The organism is Algoriphagus sp. (assembly GCF_046296635.1).
Taxonomy (GTDB): domain Bacteria; phylum Bacteroidota; class Bacteroidia; order Cytophagales; family Cyclobacteriaceae; genus Algoriphagus.
Genome location: NZ_JBKBKZ010000030.1, coordinates 30,812 through 49,130 on the forward strand (window position 1 = coordinate 30,812; position 18,319 = coordinate 49,130).

The 18,319-nt window shown below is 41.8% G+C and carries 20 protein-coding genes; 15 read left to right on the forward strand and 5 right to left on the reverse strand.

Going from position 1 to position 18,319, the window contains the following annotated elements:
- Positions 1–104: 104 nt before the first annotated feature.
- From ilvD to ACK4HU_RS18385, 13 genes are all read left to right on the forward strand, one after another.
- Complete coding sequence (gene ilvD, locus ACK4HU_RS18325; protein ID WP_409809174.1) at positions 105–1,793, forward strand: dihydroxy-acid dehydratase; 1,689 nt, start codon at positions 105–107, stop codon at positions 1,791–1,793.
- A gap of 4 nt (positions 1,794–1,797) precedes the next feature.
- Positions 1,798–3,492 carry a biosynthetic-type acetolactate synthase large subunit gene (gene ilvB / locus ACK4HU_RS18330; RefSeq protein WP_409809175.1) on the forward strand — a complete coding sequence of 565 codons (1,695 nt, stop codon included), beginning with the start codon at positions 1,798–1,800 and terminating at the stop codon, positions 3,490–3,492.
- Positions 3,493–3,501: 9 nt separating this feature from the next.
- Entirely contained in the window at positions 3,502–4,002 is a 501-nt protein-coding gene (gene ilvN, locus ACK4HU_RS18335; RefSeq protein ID WP_111671699.1) for an acetolactate synthase small subunit, read from the forward strand.
- Between the two features lie 47 nt (positions 4,003–4,049).
- Positions 4,050–5,093: a ketol-acid reductoisomerase gene (gene ilvC, locus ACK4HU_RS18340; protein ID WP_409809176.1), complete on the forward strand. Its 1,044-nt coding sequence runs from the start codon at positions 4,050–4,052 to the stop codon at positions 5,091–5,093.
- 19 nt (positions 5,094–5,112) lie between these two features.
- The gene (locus ACK4HU_RS18345) at positions 5,113–6,621 is read left to right on the forward strand and encodes a 2-isopropylmalate synthase (RefSeq protein WP_409809177.1); all 1,509 of its coding nucleotides are present in this window, start codon (positions 5,113–5,115) and stop codon (positions 6,619–6,621) included.
- 2 nt (positions 6,622–6,623) lie between these two features.
- The gene (gene leuC / locus ACK4HU_RS18350; RefSeq protein WP_409809178.1) at positions 6,624–8,030 is read left to right on the forward strand and encodes a 3-isopropylmalate dehydratase large subunit; all 1,407 of its coding nucleotides are present in this window, start codon (positions 6,624–6,626) and stop codon (positions 8,028–8,030) included.
- Positions 8,031–8,187: 157 nt separating this feature from the next.
- Positions 8,188–8,778, forward strand: a complete 591-nt coding sequence (leuD, locus tag ACK4HU_RS18355) for a 3-isopropylmalate dehydratase small subunit (protein ID WP_409809179.1) — start codon at positions 8,188–8,190, stop codon at positions 8,776–8,778.
- Between the two features lie 97 nt (positions 8,779–8,875).
- The gene (locus tag ACK4HU_RS18360) at positions 8,876–10,432 is read left to right on the forward strand and encodes an alpha-isopropylmalate synthase regulatory domain-containing protein (RefSeq protein WP_409809211.1); all 1,557 of its coding nucleotides are present in this window, start codon (positions 8,876–8,878) and stop codon (positions 10,430–10,432) included.
- Positions 10,401–11,468, forward strand: coding sequence for a 3-isopropylmalate dehydrogenase (gene leuB, locus ACK4HU_RS18365; protein WP_409809180.1), 1,068 nt, complete (start codon positions 10,401–10,403; stop codon positions 11,466–11,468). The genes ACK4HU_RS18360 and leuB overlap by 32 nt, the downstream gene beginning before the upstream one ends.
- Positions 11,469–11,640: 172 nt before the next feature.
- A complete protein-coding gene (locus tag ACK4HU_RS18370) occupies positions 11,641–11,865 on the forward strand; it encodes a hypothetical protein (RefSeq protein WP_409809181.1) in 225 nt (74 codons plus the stop codon).
- Between the two features lie 73 nt (positions 11,866–11,938).
- A complete protein-coding gene (locus tag ACK4HU_RS18375) occupies positions 11,939–12,118 on the forward strand; it encodes a hypothetical protein (protein ID WP_409809182.1) in 180 nt (59 codons plus the stop codon).
- A 60-nt stretch (positions 12,119–12,178) separates the two neighbouring features.
- Positions 12,179–13,255 (forward strand): 6-bladed beta-propeller, encoded by a 1,077-nt coding sequence (locus ACK4HU_RS18380; protein ID WP_409809183.1) that lies wholly within the window; start codon positions 12,179–12,181, stop codon positions 13,253–13,255.
- A complete protein-coding gene (locus ACK4HU_RS18385) occupies positions 13,215–14,120 on the forward strand; it encodes a hypothetical protein (RefSeq protein WP_409809184.1) in 906 nt (301 codons plus the stop codon). The genes ACK4HU_RS18380 and ACK4HU_RS18385 overlap by 41 nt, the downstream gene beginning before the upstream one ends.
- A 157-nt stretch (positions 14,121–14,277) precedes the next feature.
- On the opposite strand, the gene ACK4HU_RS18390 is transcribed toward ACK4HU_RS18385, so the two are convergent.
- The 4 genes from ACK4HU_RS18390 to ACK4HU_RS18405 form a co-directional block, all read right to left on the reverse strand.
- A complete protein-coding gene (locus ACK4HU_RS18390; protein ID WP_409809185.1) occupies positions 14,278–14,733 on the reverse strand; it encodes a PIN domain-containing protein in 456 nt (151 codons plus the stop codon).
- Positions 14,730–15,008 carry a hypothetical protein gene (locus tag ACK4HU_RS18395; RefSeq protein ID WP_409809186.1) on the reverse strand — a complete coding sequence of 93 codons (279 nt, stop codon included), beginning with the start codon at positions 15,006–15,008 and terminating at the stop codon, positions 14,730–14,732. Before ACK4HU_RS18395 ends, ACK4HU_RS18390 begins: the two co-directional genes overlap by 4 nt.
- Before the next feature lie 27 nt (positions 15,009–15,035).
- Positions 15,036–15,242, reverse strand: coding sequence for a DUF2442 domain-containing protein (locus tag ACK4HU_RS18400; protein ID WP_409809187.1), 207 nt, complete (start codon positions 15,240–15,242; stop codon positions 15,036–15,038).
- A 92-nt stretch (positions 15,243–15,334) separates the two neighbouring features.
- The gene (locus ACK4HU_RS18405) at positions 15,335–15,919 is read right to left on the reverse strand and encodes a hypothetical protein (RefSeq protein ID WP_409809188.1); all 585 of its coding nucleotides are present in this window, start codon (positions 15,917–15,919) and stop codon (positions 15,335–15,337) included.
- A 78-nt stretch (positions 15,920–15,997) separates the two neighbouring features.
- On the opposite strand from ACK4HU_RS18405, the gene ACK4HU_RS18410 reads away from it, so the two are divergent.
- A complete protein-coding gene (locus ACK4HU_RS18410; protein ID WP_409809189.1) occupies positions 15,998–16,771 on the forward strand; it encodes a tRNA pseudouridine(38-40) synthase TruA in 774 nt (257 codons plus the stop codon).
- Positions 16,772–16,947: 176 nt separating this feature from the next.
- Here ACK4HU_RS18410 and ACK4HU_RS18415 read toward each other — a convergent pair whose 3' ends face one another.
- Positions 16,948–17,445 carry an N-acetyltransferase family protein gene (locus ACK4HU_RS18415; RefSeq protein ID WP_409809190.1) on the reverse strand — a complete coding sequence of 166 codons (498 nt, stop codon included), beginning with the start codon at positions 17,443–17,445 and terminating at the stop codon, positions 16,948–16,950.
- Positions 17,446–17,712: 267 nt separating this feature from the next.
- On the opposite strand from ACK4HU_RS18415, the gene ACK4HU_RS18420 reads away from it, so the two are divergent.
- The gene (locus ACK4HU_RS18420; RefSeq protein ID WP_409809191.1) at positions 17,713–18,270 is read left to right on the forward strand and encodes an RNA polymerase sigma-70 factor; all 558 of its coding nucleotides are present in this window, start codon (positions 17,713–17,715) and stop codon (positions 18,268–18,270) included.
- The last annotated feature ends 49 nt before the right edge of the window (positions 18,271–18,319 follow it).

An 18,319-nucleotide genomic window follows, 5' to 3' on the forward strand; every position in this document is an offset into this window, starting at 1 on the left:
TATTCTCATCGGATTATCGAAGTGAGGCACTAGACTATTATAAATCAGCATAAATAATCTAAAGTGTCTCACTCAAATGGGACACTTTTTTATTTTTCATACCTATGACCCCGAACAACCTTAAGAAATACAGTTGGGAAATCAGCGACAACGACGAGCATCCGGCGGGTAAAGCCATGTTGTACGCCACTGGTTTGAGCGATAAAAAAATGAAACAGCCATTTGTGGGGATAGCCAGTTGCGGCTATGAAAGTAATCCCTGCAATATGCACCTGAATGACTTCGCCGGTCTGATCAAAAACTCCTCCCAGGAATATGATCTGACCGGTTTGGTTTTTAATACCATCGGAATTTCTGACGGAACTTCCATGGGCACCTTAGGAATGCGCTATTCCTTAGTTTCAAGAGAAATCATCGCTGACTCAATCGAATCATTCATCCTCGGACATTCCTTTGACTCCTGCATTGCCGTCGCCGGATGCGATAAAAATATGCCGGGAGCTGTAATGGGGATGTTACGCATCAACCGGCCCGCTATCATGGTCTATGGGGGAACAATAGCATCAGGACTGTACAAGGGAGAGAAACTCAACATTGTATCTGCCTTTGAGGCCTTTGGCAAGAAAATACAAGGATCAATCTCAGAAGAAGATTATGATGGGGTGATTAGAAATGCCTGCCCTGGTGCAGGCGCCTGTGGGGGAATGTACACCGCCAATACGATGTCTTCAGCAATTGAGGCGATGGGAATGTCCTTGCCATATTCCGCCTCCTTTCCAGCTAATTCACCAGAAAAACTTCGAGAGTGCCGCGAGGTCAATAAGTACATGCGGATACTATTGGAAAAAGACATCAAACCGAGCGATATCATCACTCGGAAAAGCATTGAGAATGCAGTACGTGTAGCTATTGCACTCGGAGGAAGTACAAATGCTGTCCTGCATATTTTGGCAATTGCACGAACAGCTAGAGTTGACTTTTCACTTCAGGACTTCAAAGAGCTTAATGCTAAGACTCCAATGATCGGAGATTTCAAGCCCTCCGGAAAATTTCTTATGGAGGACCTACACGAGCAAGGTGGATTACCGGCTTTCATGAAATACTTCCTCGAAAAGGGGTACTTACACGGTGATTGTATGACCGTGACCGGAAAGACATTGGCAGAAAATCTGGAAAATATTCAGCAGATCATACCCTCTTCTGTCAATGTGATTCACCCGATCGAATCACCAATAAAAGAAACTGGACACTTATGTATCCTATCGGGAAATCTTGCTCCAGAAGGAGCGGTTGCTAAAATTACCGGAAAAGAAGGGCGATTATTTACAGGACCGGCGAGGGTTTTTGACTCAGAATTGGATGCGAATAATGCAATCCGTGATCATCAGGTTAAGGCAGGAGATGTAGTTGTAATTCGTAATGTCGGTCCTAAGGGCGCTCCCGGAATGCCGGAAATGCTAAAGCCTACCTCTATGATTATCGGGGCAGGACTTGGATCTGATGTGGCATTGATCACTGATGGTCGATTTTCAGGAGGAACTCATGGGTTTGTCGTAGGTCACGTGACGCCGGAGGCTTGGTGTGGTGGTCCTATTGGATTACTTCATGACGATGATTTGATCACCATAGATACAGATAATCAACTTCTTAGCGTGCAAGTAAGCGATGAATTGTTTGCTGAACGTAGAAAAACCTGGTCCCCGAAATCCATCGAAGGCCTTCAGGGGACGCTGAAAAAATACAATAAACTTGTGTCAACCGCATCTGAAGGATGCGTTACCGATAAATTCTAATTCTATGAAGGATTCGATGATCAGAGGAGCAGACATTGTAGTGAGGTCAATTATAGCCGAAAATGCCAATATCATTTTTGGCTATCCAGGCGGGGCAATTATGCCGGTATATGATGCCTTGTATGATTATCATGATCAGGTCAAACACGTACTGACCCGTCATGAGCAGGGAGCAATTCACGCAGCGCAGGGCTATGCGCGAGTCTCTGGCAAAGTTGGAGTCTGCATCGCTACTTCTGGTCCTGGTGCCACTAATTTAATAACAGGACTTGCGGATGCACAGATCGACAGCACGCCATTGGTATGTATTACCGGTCAGGTTGCAGCACATTTGCTTGGAACGGATGCCTTTCAAGAAACTGATGTGGTCGGCATTTCTATGCCTGGTACCAAGTGGAATATTCAGGTAAGACGAGTAGAAGATATTGCTCCTGCTATCGCAAAAGGGTTTTACATCGCCCGTTCCGGTAGACCAGGTCCGGTTTTGATCGATATTACTAAAAATGCTCAGGTTGATTTTGGAGAGTGGAATTATACCCCTTGCCTTGGGTTCAGATCTTATAAGACGCATACTCCGATTGAAGTTTCTCAGATCAAACAAGCTGCTGAACTGATCAATTCTGCGGAAAGACCTTATCTGCTTTTTGGTCAGGGAGTAGTATTGGGGAAGGCGGAAGCAGAGCTGAAGTTCTTCCTGGATAAATCGGGCATACCGGCAGCATCTACACTTTTGGGTTCGGGAGCTTTATCTGAAGACCATCCAAACTATGTCGGTAAGCTTGGTATGCATGGGAATTATGCACCAAATCTTTTGACTAATAAGTGTGATGTGTTGGTTGCGGTAGGGATGCGATTTGACGATCGTGTCACCGGCGATTTAAAGCGTTACGCAAAGCAGGCAAAAGTCATTCATTTGGAACTTGACGCTGCTGAAGTTAATAAAAACGTGAAGGTGGAGGTAGCTGTCATGGGCGACTGCAAAGAAAGCCTTTCCATGCTCAATGAAGCTATTCAATCCAAAAAGCATGATGCTTGGATGGAAAAATTCCGAGAGCTGGAACGCCAGGAAACTGAGGCAGTAAAGCAGCATGACCTTATGCCATCCAAAGTGGGGCTAACCATGGGTGAAGTGATCCATCAGATCAATCAATACAAAGCAGATGATGCAATACTGGTAACAGACGTCGGTCAGCATCAAATGATTGCTTGGCGATATTTCAACTATAAGAAAACAAGGACACAAGTGACCTCCGGTGGATTAGGCACGATGGGCTTTGCCCTTCCTGCAGCGTTGGGAGCTCAATTACACGACTATTCGAGACAAGTGATTTGTGTTGTTGGGGATGGTGGAATTCAGATGACTATTCAGGAATTGGGTACCATCATGCAGACGAAAGCTCCTGTGAAAATTGTCCTGTTGAATAACAACTTCCTTGGAATGGTCCGTCAATGGCAGCAGATGTTTTTTGACAGACGTTATTCCTTCACAGAGCTTGACAATCCGGATTTTACCAAAATAGCTGATGCCTACAATATCAGGGCTCAAAAAGTAACAGAAAGGACTGATTTGAAGGAAGCCATTGAGGATATGTTGATCCACGATGGACCTTTCTTCCTTGAGGTAGTGGTCGAGAAAGAAGACAACGTATTCCCAATGATAGCTACCGGTTGCTCGGTAGAAGAGGTAAGATTGAGCTAATTCAAACCTATGAAGAGATATACCATTTTCGTCATTACAGAGAATTTCATCGGAATTCTCAATCGAATCACCATCATTTTCACCCGACGCGGGATCAATATTGATGCCTTGACCGCCTCCGAAAGCCGAATTCCAGGAATCCATCGAGTAACCATCGAAGTGACGGTAAATGAGGATACGGTTATTCAACTGGTTAATCAGATCGAGAAAATCATCGATGTGATCAAGGCCTTTTATCATGAAGATGAGGGTGTAGTGTATCAGGAAATTGCGCTTTACAAAATCCCTGTCTCCAGACTTGATGGAGGCTTGGAAAAGGTGATTCGTCAGCATAATGCAAAAATCATTGCTGCTGAGCCGGATTTTGTGGTCCTCGAACTCACAGGTCACAAGGAGCAAACTCAGGAATTATTGGAAATACTCAAAGGATATGGATTGTTGGAGTTTGCCCGATCCGGTCGTGTGGCCGTGGCGAAGCGAATGCTTACGATTGAATCCTTTATCAAATAAAATTTCAACCCAAGCATAATCAAACCTCTAAATCAAAATTTAAGACGATGAAATTAAAATTCGGCACAGTTGAAGAAAATGTAGTAACGAGGGACGAATTTCCTTTGGAAAAAGCCAGAGAAGTCCTCAAAAACGAAGTTATCGCAGTATTGGGTTACGGAGTCCAGGGTCCGGGTCAGGCATTAAATCTGAAGGACAATGGATTCAACGTGATTGTTGGGCAGCGAAAAGGCTCCAAGACTTGGGATAAAGCCGTATCTGACGGTTGGGTTCCCGGTGTTACACTTTTTGATTTGGAGGAAGCCTGTGAAAAAGGAACAATTCTTCAGTTTTTACTTTCTGATGCGGGACAAATCGCCCTTTGGCCTACTGTTAAAAAACATTTGACGCCGGGTAAAGCACTTTATTTCTCTCACGGGTTTGGAATAACTTATAAAGAAAAAACAGGCATCATTCCACCTTCGGATGTAGACGTGATTTTGGTAGCACCCAAAGGCTCCGGTACATCTTTAAGAAGAATGTTTGTGGAAGGTCGAGGCCTAAACTCTTCCTACGCAATTTTCCAAGATGGTACAGGCAAAGCGAAAGACCGAGTGATTGCTTTGGGTATCGGTGTTGGATCAGGCTACCTTTTCGAGACTGATTTCTACAGAGAAGTAACTTCTGATTTGACTGGAGAAAGAGGGACTTTGATGGGCGCAATCCAAGGGATTTTTGCAGCACAATACGAAGTGTTGAGATCCAATGGTCACACTCCTTCCGAGGCTTTCAACGAGACTGTAGAAGAACTGACCCAGTCATTGATGCCGCTTGTGGCAGAAAACGGAATGGATTGGATGTATGCCAACTGTTCGACTACAGCCCAAAGAGGCGCCTTGGATTGGTGGAAGCCTTTCCGTGATGCGACAAAGCCGGTTTTTGAAAAGCTTTATGAGTCCGTAAAGACAGGACAAGAAGCTCAAAAGTCTATTGATTCCAACTCCAAGGCTGATTACAGAGAAAAGCTAGAAGCTGAATTGAAAGAATTGCGAGAGTCGGAAATGTGGCAGGCCGGTGCGGTGGTCCGTCAGTTGAGACCAGAAAATAATTAAAACCCAAACCCCTAAGAATATGAGTGACAAGCTGTGGATTTTTGATACGACCCTGAGAGATGGGGAACAAGTACCCGGGTGTCAGTTGAACACCCAGGAGAAGATTGTGGTGGCAAAAGCTCTGGAAGCTTTAGGAGTAGATATTATCGAGGCGGGATTTCCAATATCCAGCCCAGGTGATTTCAATTCTGTTCAGGAGATTTCCAAGGCAGTTTACAACCCGATTATTTGTGCGCTCTCCAGAGCGGTTGAAAAAGATATTGACGTAGCAGCTCAATCACTCAAATTCGCAAAAAGGGGCCGAATTCATACTGGAATTGGTGTTTCGCCCTATCACATCCAATTCAAACTCCGATCTACGCCGGAAGATATCATTGCCCGTGGCGTAGCAGCGGTCAAATATGCCAAGCGATTTGTTGAGGATGTAGAATTCTACGCTGAAGATGCCGGACGTTCTGAACCTTATTTTCTTTGCAGAATCATCGAGGAAGTAATTAAAGCCGGAGCTACCGTGGTCAATATTCCTGATACAACCGGATATTGCCTGCCCGAACAATACGGGGCAATCATAGCCAACTTGAAAAATAATGTACCAAATATTGACCGTGCGATCATAGCGACGCATTGTCATAATGATTTGGGTATGGCTACCGCAAATACCGTAGCAGGTGTCCAGCATGGTGCTCGTCAGGTGGAGGTAACCATCAACGGAATCGGTGAGCGTGCTGGAAATACTTCTATGGAAGAAGTGGTCATGGCAATCAAATGCCATAAATCCATTCCTGTTTACACAGACATCGTGACTCAGAAAATTTATCAAACAAGCCGATTGGTTTCCAAGCTGATGAATATGCCAGTTCAACCAAACAAGGCAATTGTGGGCAGAAATGCTTTTGCACATTCTTCCGGCATTCACCAAGATGGTGTATTGAAGCACAGAGAGAATTATGAAATCATCGACCCTAAGGAAGTTGGAGTGGATGAATCTACCATCGTGTTGACTGCAAGGTCAGGAAGAGCTGCGCTAAAACATCATTTGGACGCATTAGGTGTGGAATTGGAAGGCGAGGAACTGCGTGAAGTGTACGAGGAATTCTTGATTTTGGCAGATAGCAAAAGAGATATCGGCCGCAAGGATCTCTTGGGATTGGTAGGTAAATACATGGAGGATTCCAATTTTATCGAGCTTGGAAAAGTAAGCTATTTATCAAATGGACAAATCTCCGCAACGGTTAAACTTAGAATCGGAAATGAAGAACATGAAGCTTCTGAGACAGGGGTTGGTCCTGTGGACGCTGTACTGAAAGCAATTGAAACTATGGTACAGCCTCAAGTAGAATTGGAAGAATTTCTAATTCAAGCCATGACCCATGGCTCCAACGATGTGGCAAAAGTTCATATGCGGGTCATTAAATCTGAAAAACCTTATTACGGATTTGCCTCAAATGAAGACATCGTATTGGCCTCAGCACAAGCTTTTGTCGATGCACTCAATAAAATACCAGTCAAAGAATATGCGATAGCATAATTATGGAAAAGACAACTTTATTCGATAAAATATGGGATGCGCACGTGGTCAAATCCGTGCCTGCCGGTCCCGATGTGTTCTTCATCGATAAGCATTTTATCCACGAAGTCACCTCTCCGGTAGCTTTTCTCAACTTGGAAAAACGTGGAGTCGGTGTAAAAAATCCAAGCAGAACCGTTGCTACTCCTGATCACAACGTGCCAACGGTCGATCAGGATCAGACGATAAAAGACAAGCTTTCCCGAATGCAAGTAGAGCGACTACGCGAAAACTGCGCAAAACACGGAATAGAACTTCATGATCTAGGGTCAGCTCATCACGGCATTGTGCACGTGATTGGGCCAGAATTGGGAATCACCCAACCGGGGATGACGATTGTTTGTGGAGATTCACATACCTCTACTCATGGAGCTTTTGGAGCAATTGCTTTTGGAATCGGAACTTCGGAAGTAGAAATGGTTTTGGCAACGCAGTGTATAATGCAATCCAAAGCCAAGAAAATGAGGATCTCCGTCAATGGAACTCTAGGTGCTGGTGTTACTTCTAAAGACATCATTCTTTACATCATTTCAAAAATATCCGCTGCAGGTGCTACAGGTTACTTTGTAGAATATGCGGGTTCGGCTATCACAAGCCTGTCGATGGAAGCTCGAATGACCATTTGCAATATGTCTATTGAAATGGGGGCTCGTGGTGGACTGATATCACCGGATGAGACGACTTTCAATTACTTGGAAGGAAAACAATATGCCCCAAAAGGTGCAGAGTGGGATAAAGCAGTAGCCTATTGGAAAACTTTGAAAACCGATGAAGGTGCTGTTTTTGACAAAGAATTAGTCTTTGAAGCAGCGGATATCGAGCCGATGATTACCTACGGAACCAATCCTGGAATGGGAATTAAAGTAATCGGAAACATCCCCTCAACAGAAGGAATGGAGGGGTCAAACAAGACTTCTTACCTGAAATCTTTGGAATATATGGGATTTGCTCCGGGCGAACCTGTGAAAGGAAAGCTGGTCGATTATGTTTTTGTGGGCTCTTGCACCAATGGTCGGATCGAAGATATCCGTTCGGTAGCTCAGTTTGTGAAAGGGCATAAAAAAGCGGATAACATCACTGCTTGGATTGTGCCTGGTTCCAAAGAAGTGGAGAAAATGGCGAATGAAGAGGGTTTGGTGAAAATCTTGGAAGAAGCAGGCTTTGTTTTGCGTCAACCGGGTTGCTCTGCTTGTTTGGCGATGAATGACGACAAGATTCCTTCTGGAAAATATGCGGTTTCAACATCTAACAGAAACTTCGAAGGCCGTCAAGGTCCTGGAGCTAGAACGATGCTTGCGTCTCCATTGACCGTGGCAGCTGTAGCTATTACTGGCAGAATAACCGATCCACGGGAAGTATTTCACAATTAAGAATTTTAAAGTCAGAAGTCAGAAGAGGAATTAATTTCCCTTGCTGGGTAAATGAGAAATTATTTCAATTTCTCTTCACCACTCGGGTTTCCTTAATCTTCCAATCCGCCACGACGGACAAGTTCTTTCAATTTTCCAATCTTTCATTAGAAAAAACATGGCTTACGATAAATTTACTATCCTCACTGGCACCGCAGTTCCTTTGCCAACGGAAAATGTGGATACCGACCAAATCATCCCTGCAAGATTCCTGAAGGCAACCGAGCGTGAAGGTTTTGGTGATAATCTCTTCCGTGACTGGAGATATGATGTCGAGGGCAATCCTAAAAAGGACTTTGTCCTAAATGATCCAACCTATTCCGGTAAAATTTTGGTGGCTGGAAAGAATTTTGGTTCTGGTTCCAGCCGAGAGCATGCGGTTTGGGCGATTTATGATTATGGATTTCGCTGTGTGGTTTCCAGCTTTTTCGCAGATATCTTTAAAAATAACTGTCTGAATATCGGAGTGCTTCCAGTGACTATTTCAGCGGAATTTGCAGATACCCTTTTCAATGCAATCCAAGCAGATCCCAAGACTGAAATTGAAGTAAATCTGCCGAAACAGCAGATCACCTTACTTTCCACAGGGGAGTTCGAGTCTTTTGATATCAATGAATACAAAAAAGACAATATGCAAAATGGCTTCGATGACATCGACTATTTGCTAAGTATGTCTGCTGAAATAGATGCCTTTGCGGCATCCAAATAAATTAAGCTTAATAATGAAGGCAACTGGAAATCATGCAGTCCAATTTTCCAAGGGTTCAAAACTCTTGGAGGATTCTGTGGGCAGACGCATAGAAATCATGGATACCACGCTGAGGGATGGCGAACAGACCTCGGGAGTTTCCTTTTTGCCTTCTGAAAAGCTCCAGATTGCTAAGCTTTTGCTGGAAGAGCTCAAAGTAGATCGAATCGAAGTTGCTTCGGCTCGGGTATCAGAGGGCGAGTTGGAGGGGGTTCAAAAAATCACCGCTTGGGCAGCTCAAAAAGGCTATCTCGATCGAGTGGAGGTTTTGGGTTTTGTCGATACGCCTGTTTCAGTGAATTGGATTATTGAAGCTGGCGCAAAAGTTTTAAATCTACTCACCAAAGGCTCACTGAATCATTTGGTTCATCAGTTGAAAAAGACACCTGAACAGCATTTTGCAGAGATTGGAAAAAGCATTTCCTATGCTCAGGAAAAAGGAATTACCGTCAATGTCTACTTGGAAGACTGGTCAAATGGCATGCGTAATTCTCCGGAATACACGCTCAGTTTGATTGAATTTCTGACCAGGCAGTCGGTCAAGCGAATTATGCTTCCCGATACATTGGGATTGCTTTCGCCAGATGAGGTTCGGGATTTCATGGACTTGATTGTTGGGAAATTTCCCGAAACACACTTTGATTTTCATGCACACAATGATTACGACCTGTCTGTGGCCAATGTCATGGAAGGTATTCTTCACGGAGCAGCCGGAATTCATACTACTGTCAACGGCTTGGGTGAGCGTGCCGGAAATGCGCCTTTGGAATCTGTAATCGCCGTAATCAAAGATTTCACAGACTTCGAGATCGGCGTTCAGGAGCAAAAAATCTTCCGTGTTTCCAAATTGGTGGAGCAGTTTTCAGGTCAACATATCCCCGCCAACAAACCCGTTGTAGGTGAAAATGTCTTTACTCAAACAGCAGGAATCCATGCTGACGGAGACAATAAGAAGAATCTTTATTTCAATGATTTACTTCCAGAGCGATTTGGAAGACAGCGGAAATACGCACTTGGGAAGACCTCCGGCAAAGCCAATATTCTCAAGAATTTAGAAGAGTTGGGGATTTCCCTAGAGAAAGAAGAACTCACAAGAGTAACTCAACGAATTATTGAATTGGGAGACAAAAAAGAACGAGTAACAACAGAAGATTTGCCTTACATCATTTCTGATGTGTTGCAGAACAACTCGATCTCCAAAAACATCAGCATCGAAGGGTATCACATGACACATTCCAAGGGATTAAAGCCATCTGTTCAGCTTAGGCTGAATGTTCATGGAAAACCCTACGATGCCACAGCCACTGGAGACGGTCAATACGACTCTTTTATGAAGGCTGTAAGAAAGATTTACAAATCTCTGAAAAAGGAACTTCCCAAGTTGATTGATTACCATGTCTCTATTCCTCCGGGAGGAAAAACCGACGCTTTTGTGGAGACGGTGATTACCTGGGATTATGGCAAAATCTTTAAAACAAAAGGGCTTGACCCTGATCAAACTGTGGCTGCGATGATGGCCACCGAAAAAATGTTGAACATCGTCGAATCATTTAATACAAACCCAGAAAAAGAATCCACGAACTATGGAAATGAATATCGCGCTGTTGCCGGGTGACGGCATCGGCCCTGAAGTAATCGCTCAGGCAGTGAAAGTAGTCAATGCAATCGGGCAAAAATTCGGTCACAAAATAAGCTTTCAAGAAGGACTCGTTGGCGCATGCGCTATTGACGCCACAGGAGATCCTTATCCGGATGCTACACATGAGATTTGCGCTGCTTCTGATGCAGTTCTTTTTGGTGCGATTGGCGATCCAAAATATGACAATGACCCCAAAGCCAAAGTTCGACCTGAGCAAGGTTTGCTTCGAATGCGGCAGAAATTAGGTCTTTTCGCCAACGTCCGACCGACTTTTACTTTCCCGTCCTTGGTTCATAAGTCTCCATTGAAACTCGATCGTGTGGACGGAGTGGATTTGGTGTTTTTTAGAGAATTGACAGGTGGGATTTATTTCGGAGAGCCTAGAGGCAGAAATGAGCAGGGAACCAAAGCATTCGATACCAATATTTACAGCAAAGACGAGATTGTCCGTTTAGCACGAATGGGTTTTGAAGCTGCGCAAAAAAGGAGAAAACTGTTGACCTGCGTGGACAAAGCCAATGTGATGGCCACTTCCCGACTTTGGAGAGAAACTGTGCAGGAATTAGCCCCTGAATACCCGGATGTCAAAGTGGAATATGAATTCGTCGATGCTGTTGCGATGCGACTGATCCAATGGCCAAAAGCTTACGATGTCTTAATCACGGAAAACCTCTTTGGTGACATCCTGACCGACGAAGCTTCTGTAATCTCGGGTTCCATGGGTTTGATGCCATCCGCTTCTTTGGGATCAAAAGTGAAGCTATTCGAACCGATCCATGGCTCTTATCCGCAAGCAGCTGGGAAAGACATTGCAAATCCGCTGGGAACAGTTCTTTCTGCAGCCATGATGTTTGATTATGCGTTTGATTTGGCAGAAGAATCGAAACTGATCAGTGATGTGGTTAATCAATCACTTGCCGAAGGCTATGTGACAGAGGATATTGCTGACGGCGGAAAAGCTTATAAGACTTCTGAAGTTGGAGATTGGTTGGCAGCCAAGATTTTGGGATAATCTTTCCTGTCGAAAACGAAGAAACCACCTCAGGAATGGGGTGGTTTATTCATTTATTAATTTTTCGCATTTTTTTTCCTAAGTTAATTTGCTTTTTAATTCAGGGAGGAGTATTTTTAGTTGTGCACATTAAAGGCCTCTTAATCTTTATTTAACTTAAAACTTAAAAAAAATGAAAAAGAAATTCTTTGTAATTATGACAATTGCACTTGCTGGGATCGCATCATTTTCAGTAACACCAACTACGGCACAAACTGAAACTGGTGATTGTGATAAAGTTTATTTCGATATGAAGAAACAATTTTTTGTTTCGGGATGCAAACCTAAAACAGGTTATAATTGCCTTTTGAGATGCGCGCAACCAGAATATCCAGATGTACCAAAGATTGGCGTATAAAAATTTTAATCACTTTGGAGGTGATTAGCCAGAGTGAACCTGCTATACTTTGTAAAACTAAAATCTAATATTTATGAAAGATTTATTAATTCTTATTATTGCAATGGTTATTTTATCCGTGCCTGTTAATGTTAAGGCTCAGGAAACATTCACTGTAGGAGGGATTTCTGATTCTGTTTGTGTCACGGACATGAAAGTAATGTGGCTTAGATCTGGTTGCAAAGTCAAGGTTGGTTACGTCTGTTGTGCGTAACTTATTAGGTTTAACTAATCTTCCCAGAATAATTTCTGGGAAGATTTTAAATTATAAAAGATGAGAATTTATCATTTCCTACTGATTATATTAGTAGTGGGTTGTACACCTGAATCTAACCTTAGAAGCATAAAGTATTTAGACCCAATAGCTATAAATGAAAATTTCAGTGATTGGATCAAGGTAAAGGAGTCATTTCTTTTGGAAGTACCGGACTCTATTGGTGTAGGAGTTATAAAGCAAATAGAGTTTGCTGATTCTTTAATTTATGTGTTGGAGGACGGTGTTACATCTTCGATTTTGGTTTTTGATAGGGAAGGTCAGTTTAAAAGACAACTTTTAAAATTGGGTTCTGGACCAGGTGAATATGTACAAATCGATTTATTTATTTTTGACGAAAAAAACATTACGATTTATGATAGAAGTCAAATGAAACTAATAAGTTATTCCTTAGGGGACTTCTCAGTTTTTCAGGCTTATGATATAAAAGATTATTTGGTAGGGGCTTTCTCTGTTCCAAATTCGAGGAGAATGTTTTTCGTATCAGACACAGATATTGAGACAGGAATTCAAAAAGGGTATGGGTTTTCTGACGAAAACTTTACAAATTTTAAATTTGAACCACAATTTTCAGGTTTTATAGAAGGTTTTCTTCCCAAAAGCATATCTCATTTTGGAGATAAATATTTTCTTGTGCAACCGTTTAGCGATAGAGTTTATCAAATTGAGAGAGACTCTCTTTCTTTAATTGAGGTAATTGACTTTGGAAGCAAAAGGATCCCAGAGAAGGTCTCGACATTTGATCGAGCAGAGGATCTATACGAAACCCTTTCATCAGGTTCATATTATTTTGCTCCTACTAATCTCCTGGTAAAAGATAGCGTAATTGCTTTTAACTTCTTCAACGAAAATATTGATAACCTGAACTTTGGCTTGATTCAAAATGGAAAGGCCTTCCGTTTTTCGATTGATTCTGATCTGAAGGAGCTCTTTTTAAAGCCGATAGCCGTTCGCGAGGGTTTATTTCATACTGTGTTGTTACCAGGCGAATATGATGAAGATGTGATTGAGTCATTAAATCTTAGTGAAGTAGACTATGAAAAACCCGTTTTGGTGTCTTATACCATCGGTCAATAAATGGCTGATTGTTCCTTTTTTATTGATCTTTGTCCAGTCTTATGGACAAGAAAAAAACACAACTTATTTCTATTCCTCTAATGAGCGTATGCCCCTTTCATATCTCAGAGTGCAAGTAGAGGGAGGTAGTTTTATGGATTTTACTAATTTGACGGGGAAACTGGAATACCTAAAAAAGGAAATCCCCGAGAACTCCTTGATCAATATATCTGGCTATGGAATCAATGATACTTTGCTTTCTATAAAGCAGATTTGGGATTTGGACACAATTTTTTTGAAGACCAAAGATTTTGTACTTCCTGAATTTGCCATTAATTCCACGCTGCTGAGTGAATTGAAAATTGGAGATGCATCTGCTGGTATAAGGGAAGTTTCTAATCCAATAACACTTTATGGAGGATCCGAAGATGAATTTTATCGTTATACAATTCGAGTTAAAACACCAAAAAAAAAGCAGCTTCACCTAGACGAAATCAAGTTCCATATCTCTCAAAATTTAAAGGAAAAAGTTAATGTATCGTTGAGGATATTGGCAGTCGATAATTCCAAAAACTTGAGACCTGGAAAAAACAATTCTATTTCTGAATTCGTGGAGGTTCTTAGAGAAATTAAGATTGTTTCTATTGATAATCCTGGATGGAATACAGTAGGATTCAATGAACCGATTCCATTACCAAAAAATGCCGCTAATATTTTTATAGTTTTTGACCTATTAGGAGACGGAGAAAAGTCTGGGTTTTCTTTGAGTGACCAGACGGTCACAAAAAACATTGATCTGGGATTCTACATCACTGGAGGAATTATAGGTGTTTTTGAGAGTTCTCCCATTCACCCTGCTGTGGAAGTAACCTTTCTAATTGAATGATTTAGTAATTTAGTTATCGTTTTTGAATCCGAAAATTTCTCTAACGGCGGCAAAGCATAATAGACCTCCGAGGTTGGGGATTGGCTTTCTTCGAAGAATTTAGTTTGATGCTATCATTTTAGAAATGAAGAAATCACTTTAAGAATGGGGTGGTTTTTCAGTTTAAGCATTCATTTCTAATTTTCACCAAGTCCACTACTTTAATTCCAAAAGCGTTCGCATAGTCAGCAAGTCTGGAATCACCGGTGATCAACAAATCGCACTCTTTACAGATTTCTAAAACTCCTGAATCTGTTATACCGAGTTCAAAAAAAGCATTGGATTCAATAATCCTTTTAGACTCAAGAAATTTTTCTGTGGACTTAGATACCAATTCTTTCAAAACCTGAAAATAAGCCCATCTATGACCTTTTTGGAAGTTGTTTAGAAGGTTGTCTACCTCAGTTAAAACGTTGGGATTTGTTACGATTTTCTCCAAGTTTCCAATCAAAAAAACCAGATTATCAAAGTCTACTGATTCGTAAATGGAAGTTCGTTTATGAGTCGAGATAAGAGGCTTATCAATAAGCCCCACAACCAAAAGAATCAGCGCATTGGTGTCAACAAAAATCATCCTATTTCGGAAAACATGTAGATACCCACGACTTCTTTGTTTTCATCAATTTTTAACCGTTTGTAGACTCTTTCGAAAGGCAAAGAAGTGAAAATCGGGGTTTCCCAAACAGCTCGATTTTTATTTTCCACAAGGAAGGAAACTACCACATCCCATAATTTTTCATCTTTCTTATATTCCACTTGCTCAAGTCGAAAATCCGGTTCTGGTAAACTTACAAGTTCTGAAAGCGCTTTTTTCGAAGCCTCAAATACTTCTTTTAAGGTGATTTCCATGAGTAGATTTTTAATATCTGAAAACTATTAGTCATTAAATAATGCTTTTATGGAGATATCCTCATCATTCAAAGGCCAGTGAATTCCATATCCTGAGGTAGAAATCCGATACAAATTACGTTCATTATTAGAAGCGTTCAAGAGCTTAGGAGAAAGTTCCTTTAATGGAATTACTTTCCTTTGGCTGTTCTTTAGAATGACCAATTCATCGTTATTAAATTGAATATCTACCATATCCTATGAACAATTAATTAATTACCCTTCGACTCCGCTCAGGGTGACAACCCGAACCCCTTACAATTCTGCGAATAACCAATAACTTAATACTAATTCCTCGCTGGATTGATCATAATATGCGCTCTGTGAGTTCCTGGATCCATGATCCAAGGTAAGCCTGGACCGGCTGGTTTTAGAGGTAAGCCTGTGCTTTCCGCAGTCGCCCAAGGAATATAGACCACTGAACGAGTGTAAGTGTTTTTCGCTTCACCTGTAGTCCAGTTTACATCTTTTTCATCTGCAGTCAGAGCATTGAGCAAACTTCCCTGATCAGGAAGTTGAAGTTTGCCGCTTTTGGATTCTGCTTCTCTTGCTTTAAAGATCTCATCTGCATTTTTACCTTCTTTTCTTAAATCCCAACCTCTGGCCATAAATGGCTGTGCACTGATATGGTAACACGATACGCTGAGTCCTTCTCTTGTCGAATCATCAGCTAGGCAAACGGTTTGATTTGTTCCTTGGCGAAGCAAAATGACTTCTCCTTTGGCATCATAGCCATATACTGTCGCTGTGGCACGCTGATCCTCAGGAGCAGCCAATACTGCCATTTTGATCTGGATTTCTTTAGTGGGCGGAGTTTGTGAGATTGCCTGAAAACAGGCGAAAATCATCAAAAGGCTAAGAAGTTTCTTCATGGTCATTACTTTTGGGTTACCTCAATTTAGTTAACCCGTCAGGGGTTTCAAAGGATTTGTCAATATTGAATTTAAGACATGCGCACAAGACCCTATTCTTACCTCTTTTCCATTTCATACTTCGGTGCCAGATTCAAGGGTTGGGCGAAGCAGGCCGGCCAACCCACAGTGGAGGGAAAGTTGGAGCGAGTCTTTCGATTTGTATTGGGTCATGATGATTTCAGTCTGATCGGTTCGAGTCGGACTGATTCCGGAGTAAGTTGCAGAGCTGGATTTCTTCAGGTATTTCTCCGGGAAAAGCTGGAATTCGAACCGCTATTGGCATTACTGAACCAAAACTTGGGTGGAGAAATCCGACTCAATACCGTTCAGGAAATTCGCAGAGATTTTAATCTGATTCAATCTGTAAAGCAGAAAACTTACCGTTACTTTTTTTCCGATTCTGAGTCTTTTCATCCTTTCGCTTCTGCTTTTTTGACTATAGTGAATGGAATTAATTCCTTGGATCAAATGCAAGAAAATGCAGAGCTTTTCATTGGAAAGTATGATTTCAAAGCATTCTGCAAGGCTAGTGGAACGAAAATAGATTTTGTAAGGGAAGTTTTATCGGCAAGAGTTTTTGAATCGGATATTTTTTCCACCGAATTTTCACCAGCTAAATCTTATTGTTTTGAAGTCACTGGGACGGGTTTTCTCTATCATCAAGTGCGGAAAATGATCTATGCCATCTGGTATTTTTCACCAGATCAAATCAAAGAAAGGCTTGAAAATCCGGAAGGGCCTTGGGAACCTGTGCCGACTGCTTCTGCAAATGGTTTGGTGCTTTGGGAGACGGTGTTAGATAACCTTTGAGGTTTTACATATCTCGAAGAATTAAGGGGAAAAATAGCCTTTTGTTGTCCTGCTTCTCCAGAAGCAGGACAATGTCAAATAGAACTAATATGCTGCTTTCGGAAAAGCAGCATAACAGAGCTAGATTTTTAGATGAAACCTTCGAGGTTTGGAAAACCTCAAAGGTTAAGTCAACCTCAAAGCTTCAATTCCATCACCACATCATCCATTATGTAGCCGTTTCCGATGTCGATCACTTCTTTGTAGATCTCCTGAAAACCTACTCTCAGGTAAAAATCTATGGCCTTTTGGTTGTATTTATTGACATTCAAAAGCAAACTTTTTTGTCCGGCTTTTCTTGCTCGATCTGCGACTTCGAAAATCAAGGCTTTCCCCACTCCTTTTCCTTGAGAAGAAGGCAATAGATAAATTTTATGAAGTTTGGCTTTTGGACCTTCGGCAACATTCAATTCAAAACCTGCGAATCCCAATTCTTCCCCATTTTCCTCAGCAAGCAAAAAAGTGTGTCCCTTTTCAAATTGAGACTCCAACATTTCTAAAGAATACATCCAATTGAGCATGTATTCGATCTGCTCCGGACTGAGGATATCAGCAAAAGTGGATGGCCAAGTGCGATGGGCAATAGACTGAACTTTTGATAGGTCTTCTTTGAAGAGTGTTCGGATTTGAATCATTTAAGATTTACGATTTTTACTTTACGAGGTGCTGAGTAGGTCGGAGTTGATTCCTAGATTTTTCCTCTACAAAGCACAAACTTTGGGTAGCGGTAAGGAGGTGTAAATCTCTATTTTTTGAAAAGAATTTAAAAGTAAATAGATCAGGCTACATCAAACTTTTGATAAAAGAAAAGGCTAAGTCCGATCTGATCAATTGAAATATGTGGAGAATAACTTTTTAGGCCCAGTGCTAGTTTTCCCTGTACTCAATCAAAGGAAGAAGAGATGGGTATTTTTGGCAAGCGACCTTCTGAAAAAGCTTTCGATCAAAATTCATTCAGGGATTTTTTCGATAGCTATTATTCCCTCGTATATCGAAGATTATATTCCCTATTAGGAGATTCTCAGCTTTCTGAGGAATTGTGTCAGGATATCTTTGTGAGCCTTTGGCAAAGGAGGTTTGAACTGCCCTCCATTGAAAATTGGACCAGTTACCTGCTGAAATCCGCCACCTTCAAAGCCATAGATTACCGAAGAAAAAGAAAGGATATCCTAAAATTCACCGAAGATCTCGAGGCCGAGGGAATCATCGCCGAGGTCAAGGAGGTCGAGGAGGAAGATATCCAATTAGAACTGCTTGATAAAGAGATCGATTCACTTCCTGACCGGTGTCAGGTGATATTCAAGCTCAGTCGCTATGAGCAGATGAGCTATGCCGATATTGCCAAAACTCTGGATGTCAGTCCCAAAACGGTAGAAAACCAAATCGGTAAAGCCCTCAAAATTTTAAGAAAAAACCTCCTTCCACAACTATTTTTCGGATTGCTGCAAATTTTTCAGTAGCAGGATGGGGGTTTTGAATCCACTTTTCGACTTATAGGAAAAGAGGAAA

Coding starts and splice junctions, on each gene's coding strand:
- ACK4HU_RS18380 (WP_409809183.1), top strand. CDS start 12,179: ATGAGAATTTATCATTTCCTACTGATTATATTAGTAGTGGGTTGTACA.
- leuD (WP_409809179.1), top strand. CDS start 8,188: ATGGCTTACGATAAATTTACTATCCTCACTGGCACCGCAGTTCCTTTG.
- ACK4HU_RS18395 (WP_409809186.1), bottom strand. CDS start 15,008: ATGGAAATCACCTTAAAAGAAGTATTTGAGGCTTCGAAAAAAGCGCTT.
- ilvC (WP_409809176.1), top strand. CDS start 4,050: ATGAAATTAAAATTCGGCACAGTTGAAGAAAATGTAGTAACGAGGGAC.
- ACK4HU_RS18400 (WP_409809187.1), bottom strand. CDS start 15,242: ATGGTAGATATTCAATTTAATAACGATGAATTGGTCATTCTAAAGAAC.
- ACK4HU_RS18385 (WP_409809184.1), top strand. CDS start 13,215: ATGAAAAACCCGTTTTGGTGTCTTATACCATCGGTCAATAAATGGCTG.
- ACK4HU_RS18345 (WP_409809177.1), top strand. CDS start 5,113: ATGAGTGACAAGCTGTGGATTTTTGATACGACCCTGAGAGATGGGGAA.
- ilvD (WP_409809174.1), top strand. CDS start 105: ATGACCCCGAACAACCTTAAGAAATACAGTTGGGAAATCAGCGACAAC.
- ilvB (WP_409809175.1), top strand. CDS start 1,798: ATGAAGGATTCGATGATCAGAGGAGCAGACATTGTAGTGAGGTCAATT.
- ACK4HU_RS18370 (WP_409809181.1), top strand. CDS start 11,641: ATGAAAAAGAAATTCTTTGTAATTATGACAATTGCACTTGCTGGGATC.
- ACK4HU_RS18415 (WP_409809190.1), bottom strand. CDS start 17,445: ATGATTCAAATCCGAACACTCTTCAAAGAAGACCTATCAAAAGTTCAG.
- ilvN (WP_111671699.1), top strand. CDS start 3,502: ATGAAGAGATATACCATTTTCGTCATTACAGAGAATTTCATCGGAATT.
- ACK4HU_RS18390 (WP_409809185.1), bottom strand. CDS start 14,733: ATGATTTTTGTTGACACCAATGCGCTGATTCTTTTGGTTGTGGGGCTT.
- ACK4HU_RS18360 (WP_409809211.1), top strand. CDS start 8,876: ATGGATACCACGCTGAGGGATGGCGAACAGACCTCGGGAGTTTCCTTT.
- ACK4HU_RS18375 (WP_409809182.1), top strand. CDS start 11,939: ATGAAAGATTTATTAATTCTTATTATTGCAATGGTTATTTTATCCGTG.
- ACK4HU_RS18420 (WP_409809191.1), top strand. CDS start 17,713: ATGGGTATTTTTGGCAAGCGACCTTCTGAAAAAGCTTTCGATCAAAAT.
- leuB (WP_409809180.1), top strand. CDS start 10,401: ATGGAAATGAATATCGCGCTGTTGCCGGGTGACGGCATCGGCCCTGAA.
- ACK4HU_RS18410 (WP_409809189.1), top strand. CDS start 15,998: ATGCGCACAAGACCCTATTCTTACCTCTTTTCCATTTCATACTTCGGT.
- leuC (WP_409809178.1), top strand. CDS start 6,624: ATGGAAAAGACAACTTTATTCGATAAAATATGGGATGCGCACGTGGTC.
- ACK4HU_RS18405 (WP_409809188.1), bottom strand. CDS start 15,919: ATGAAGAAACTTCTTAGCCTTTTGATGATTTTCGCCTGTTTTCAGGCA.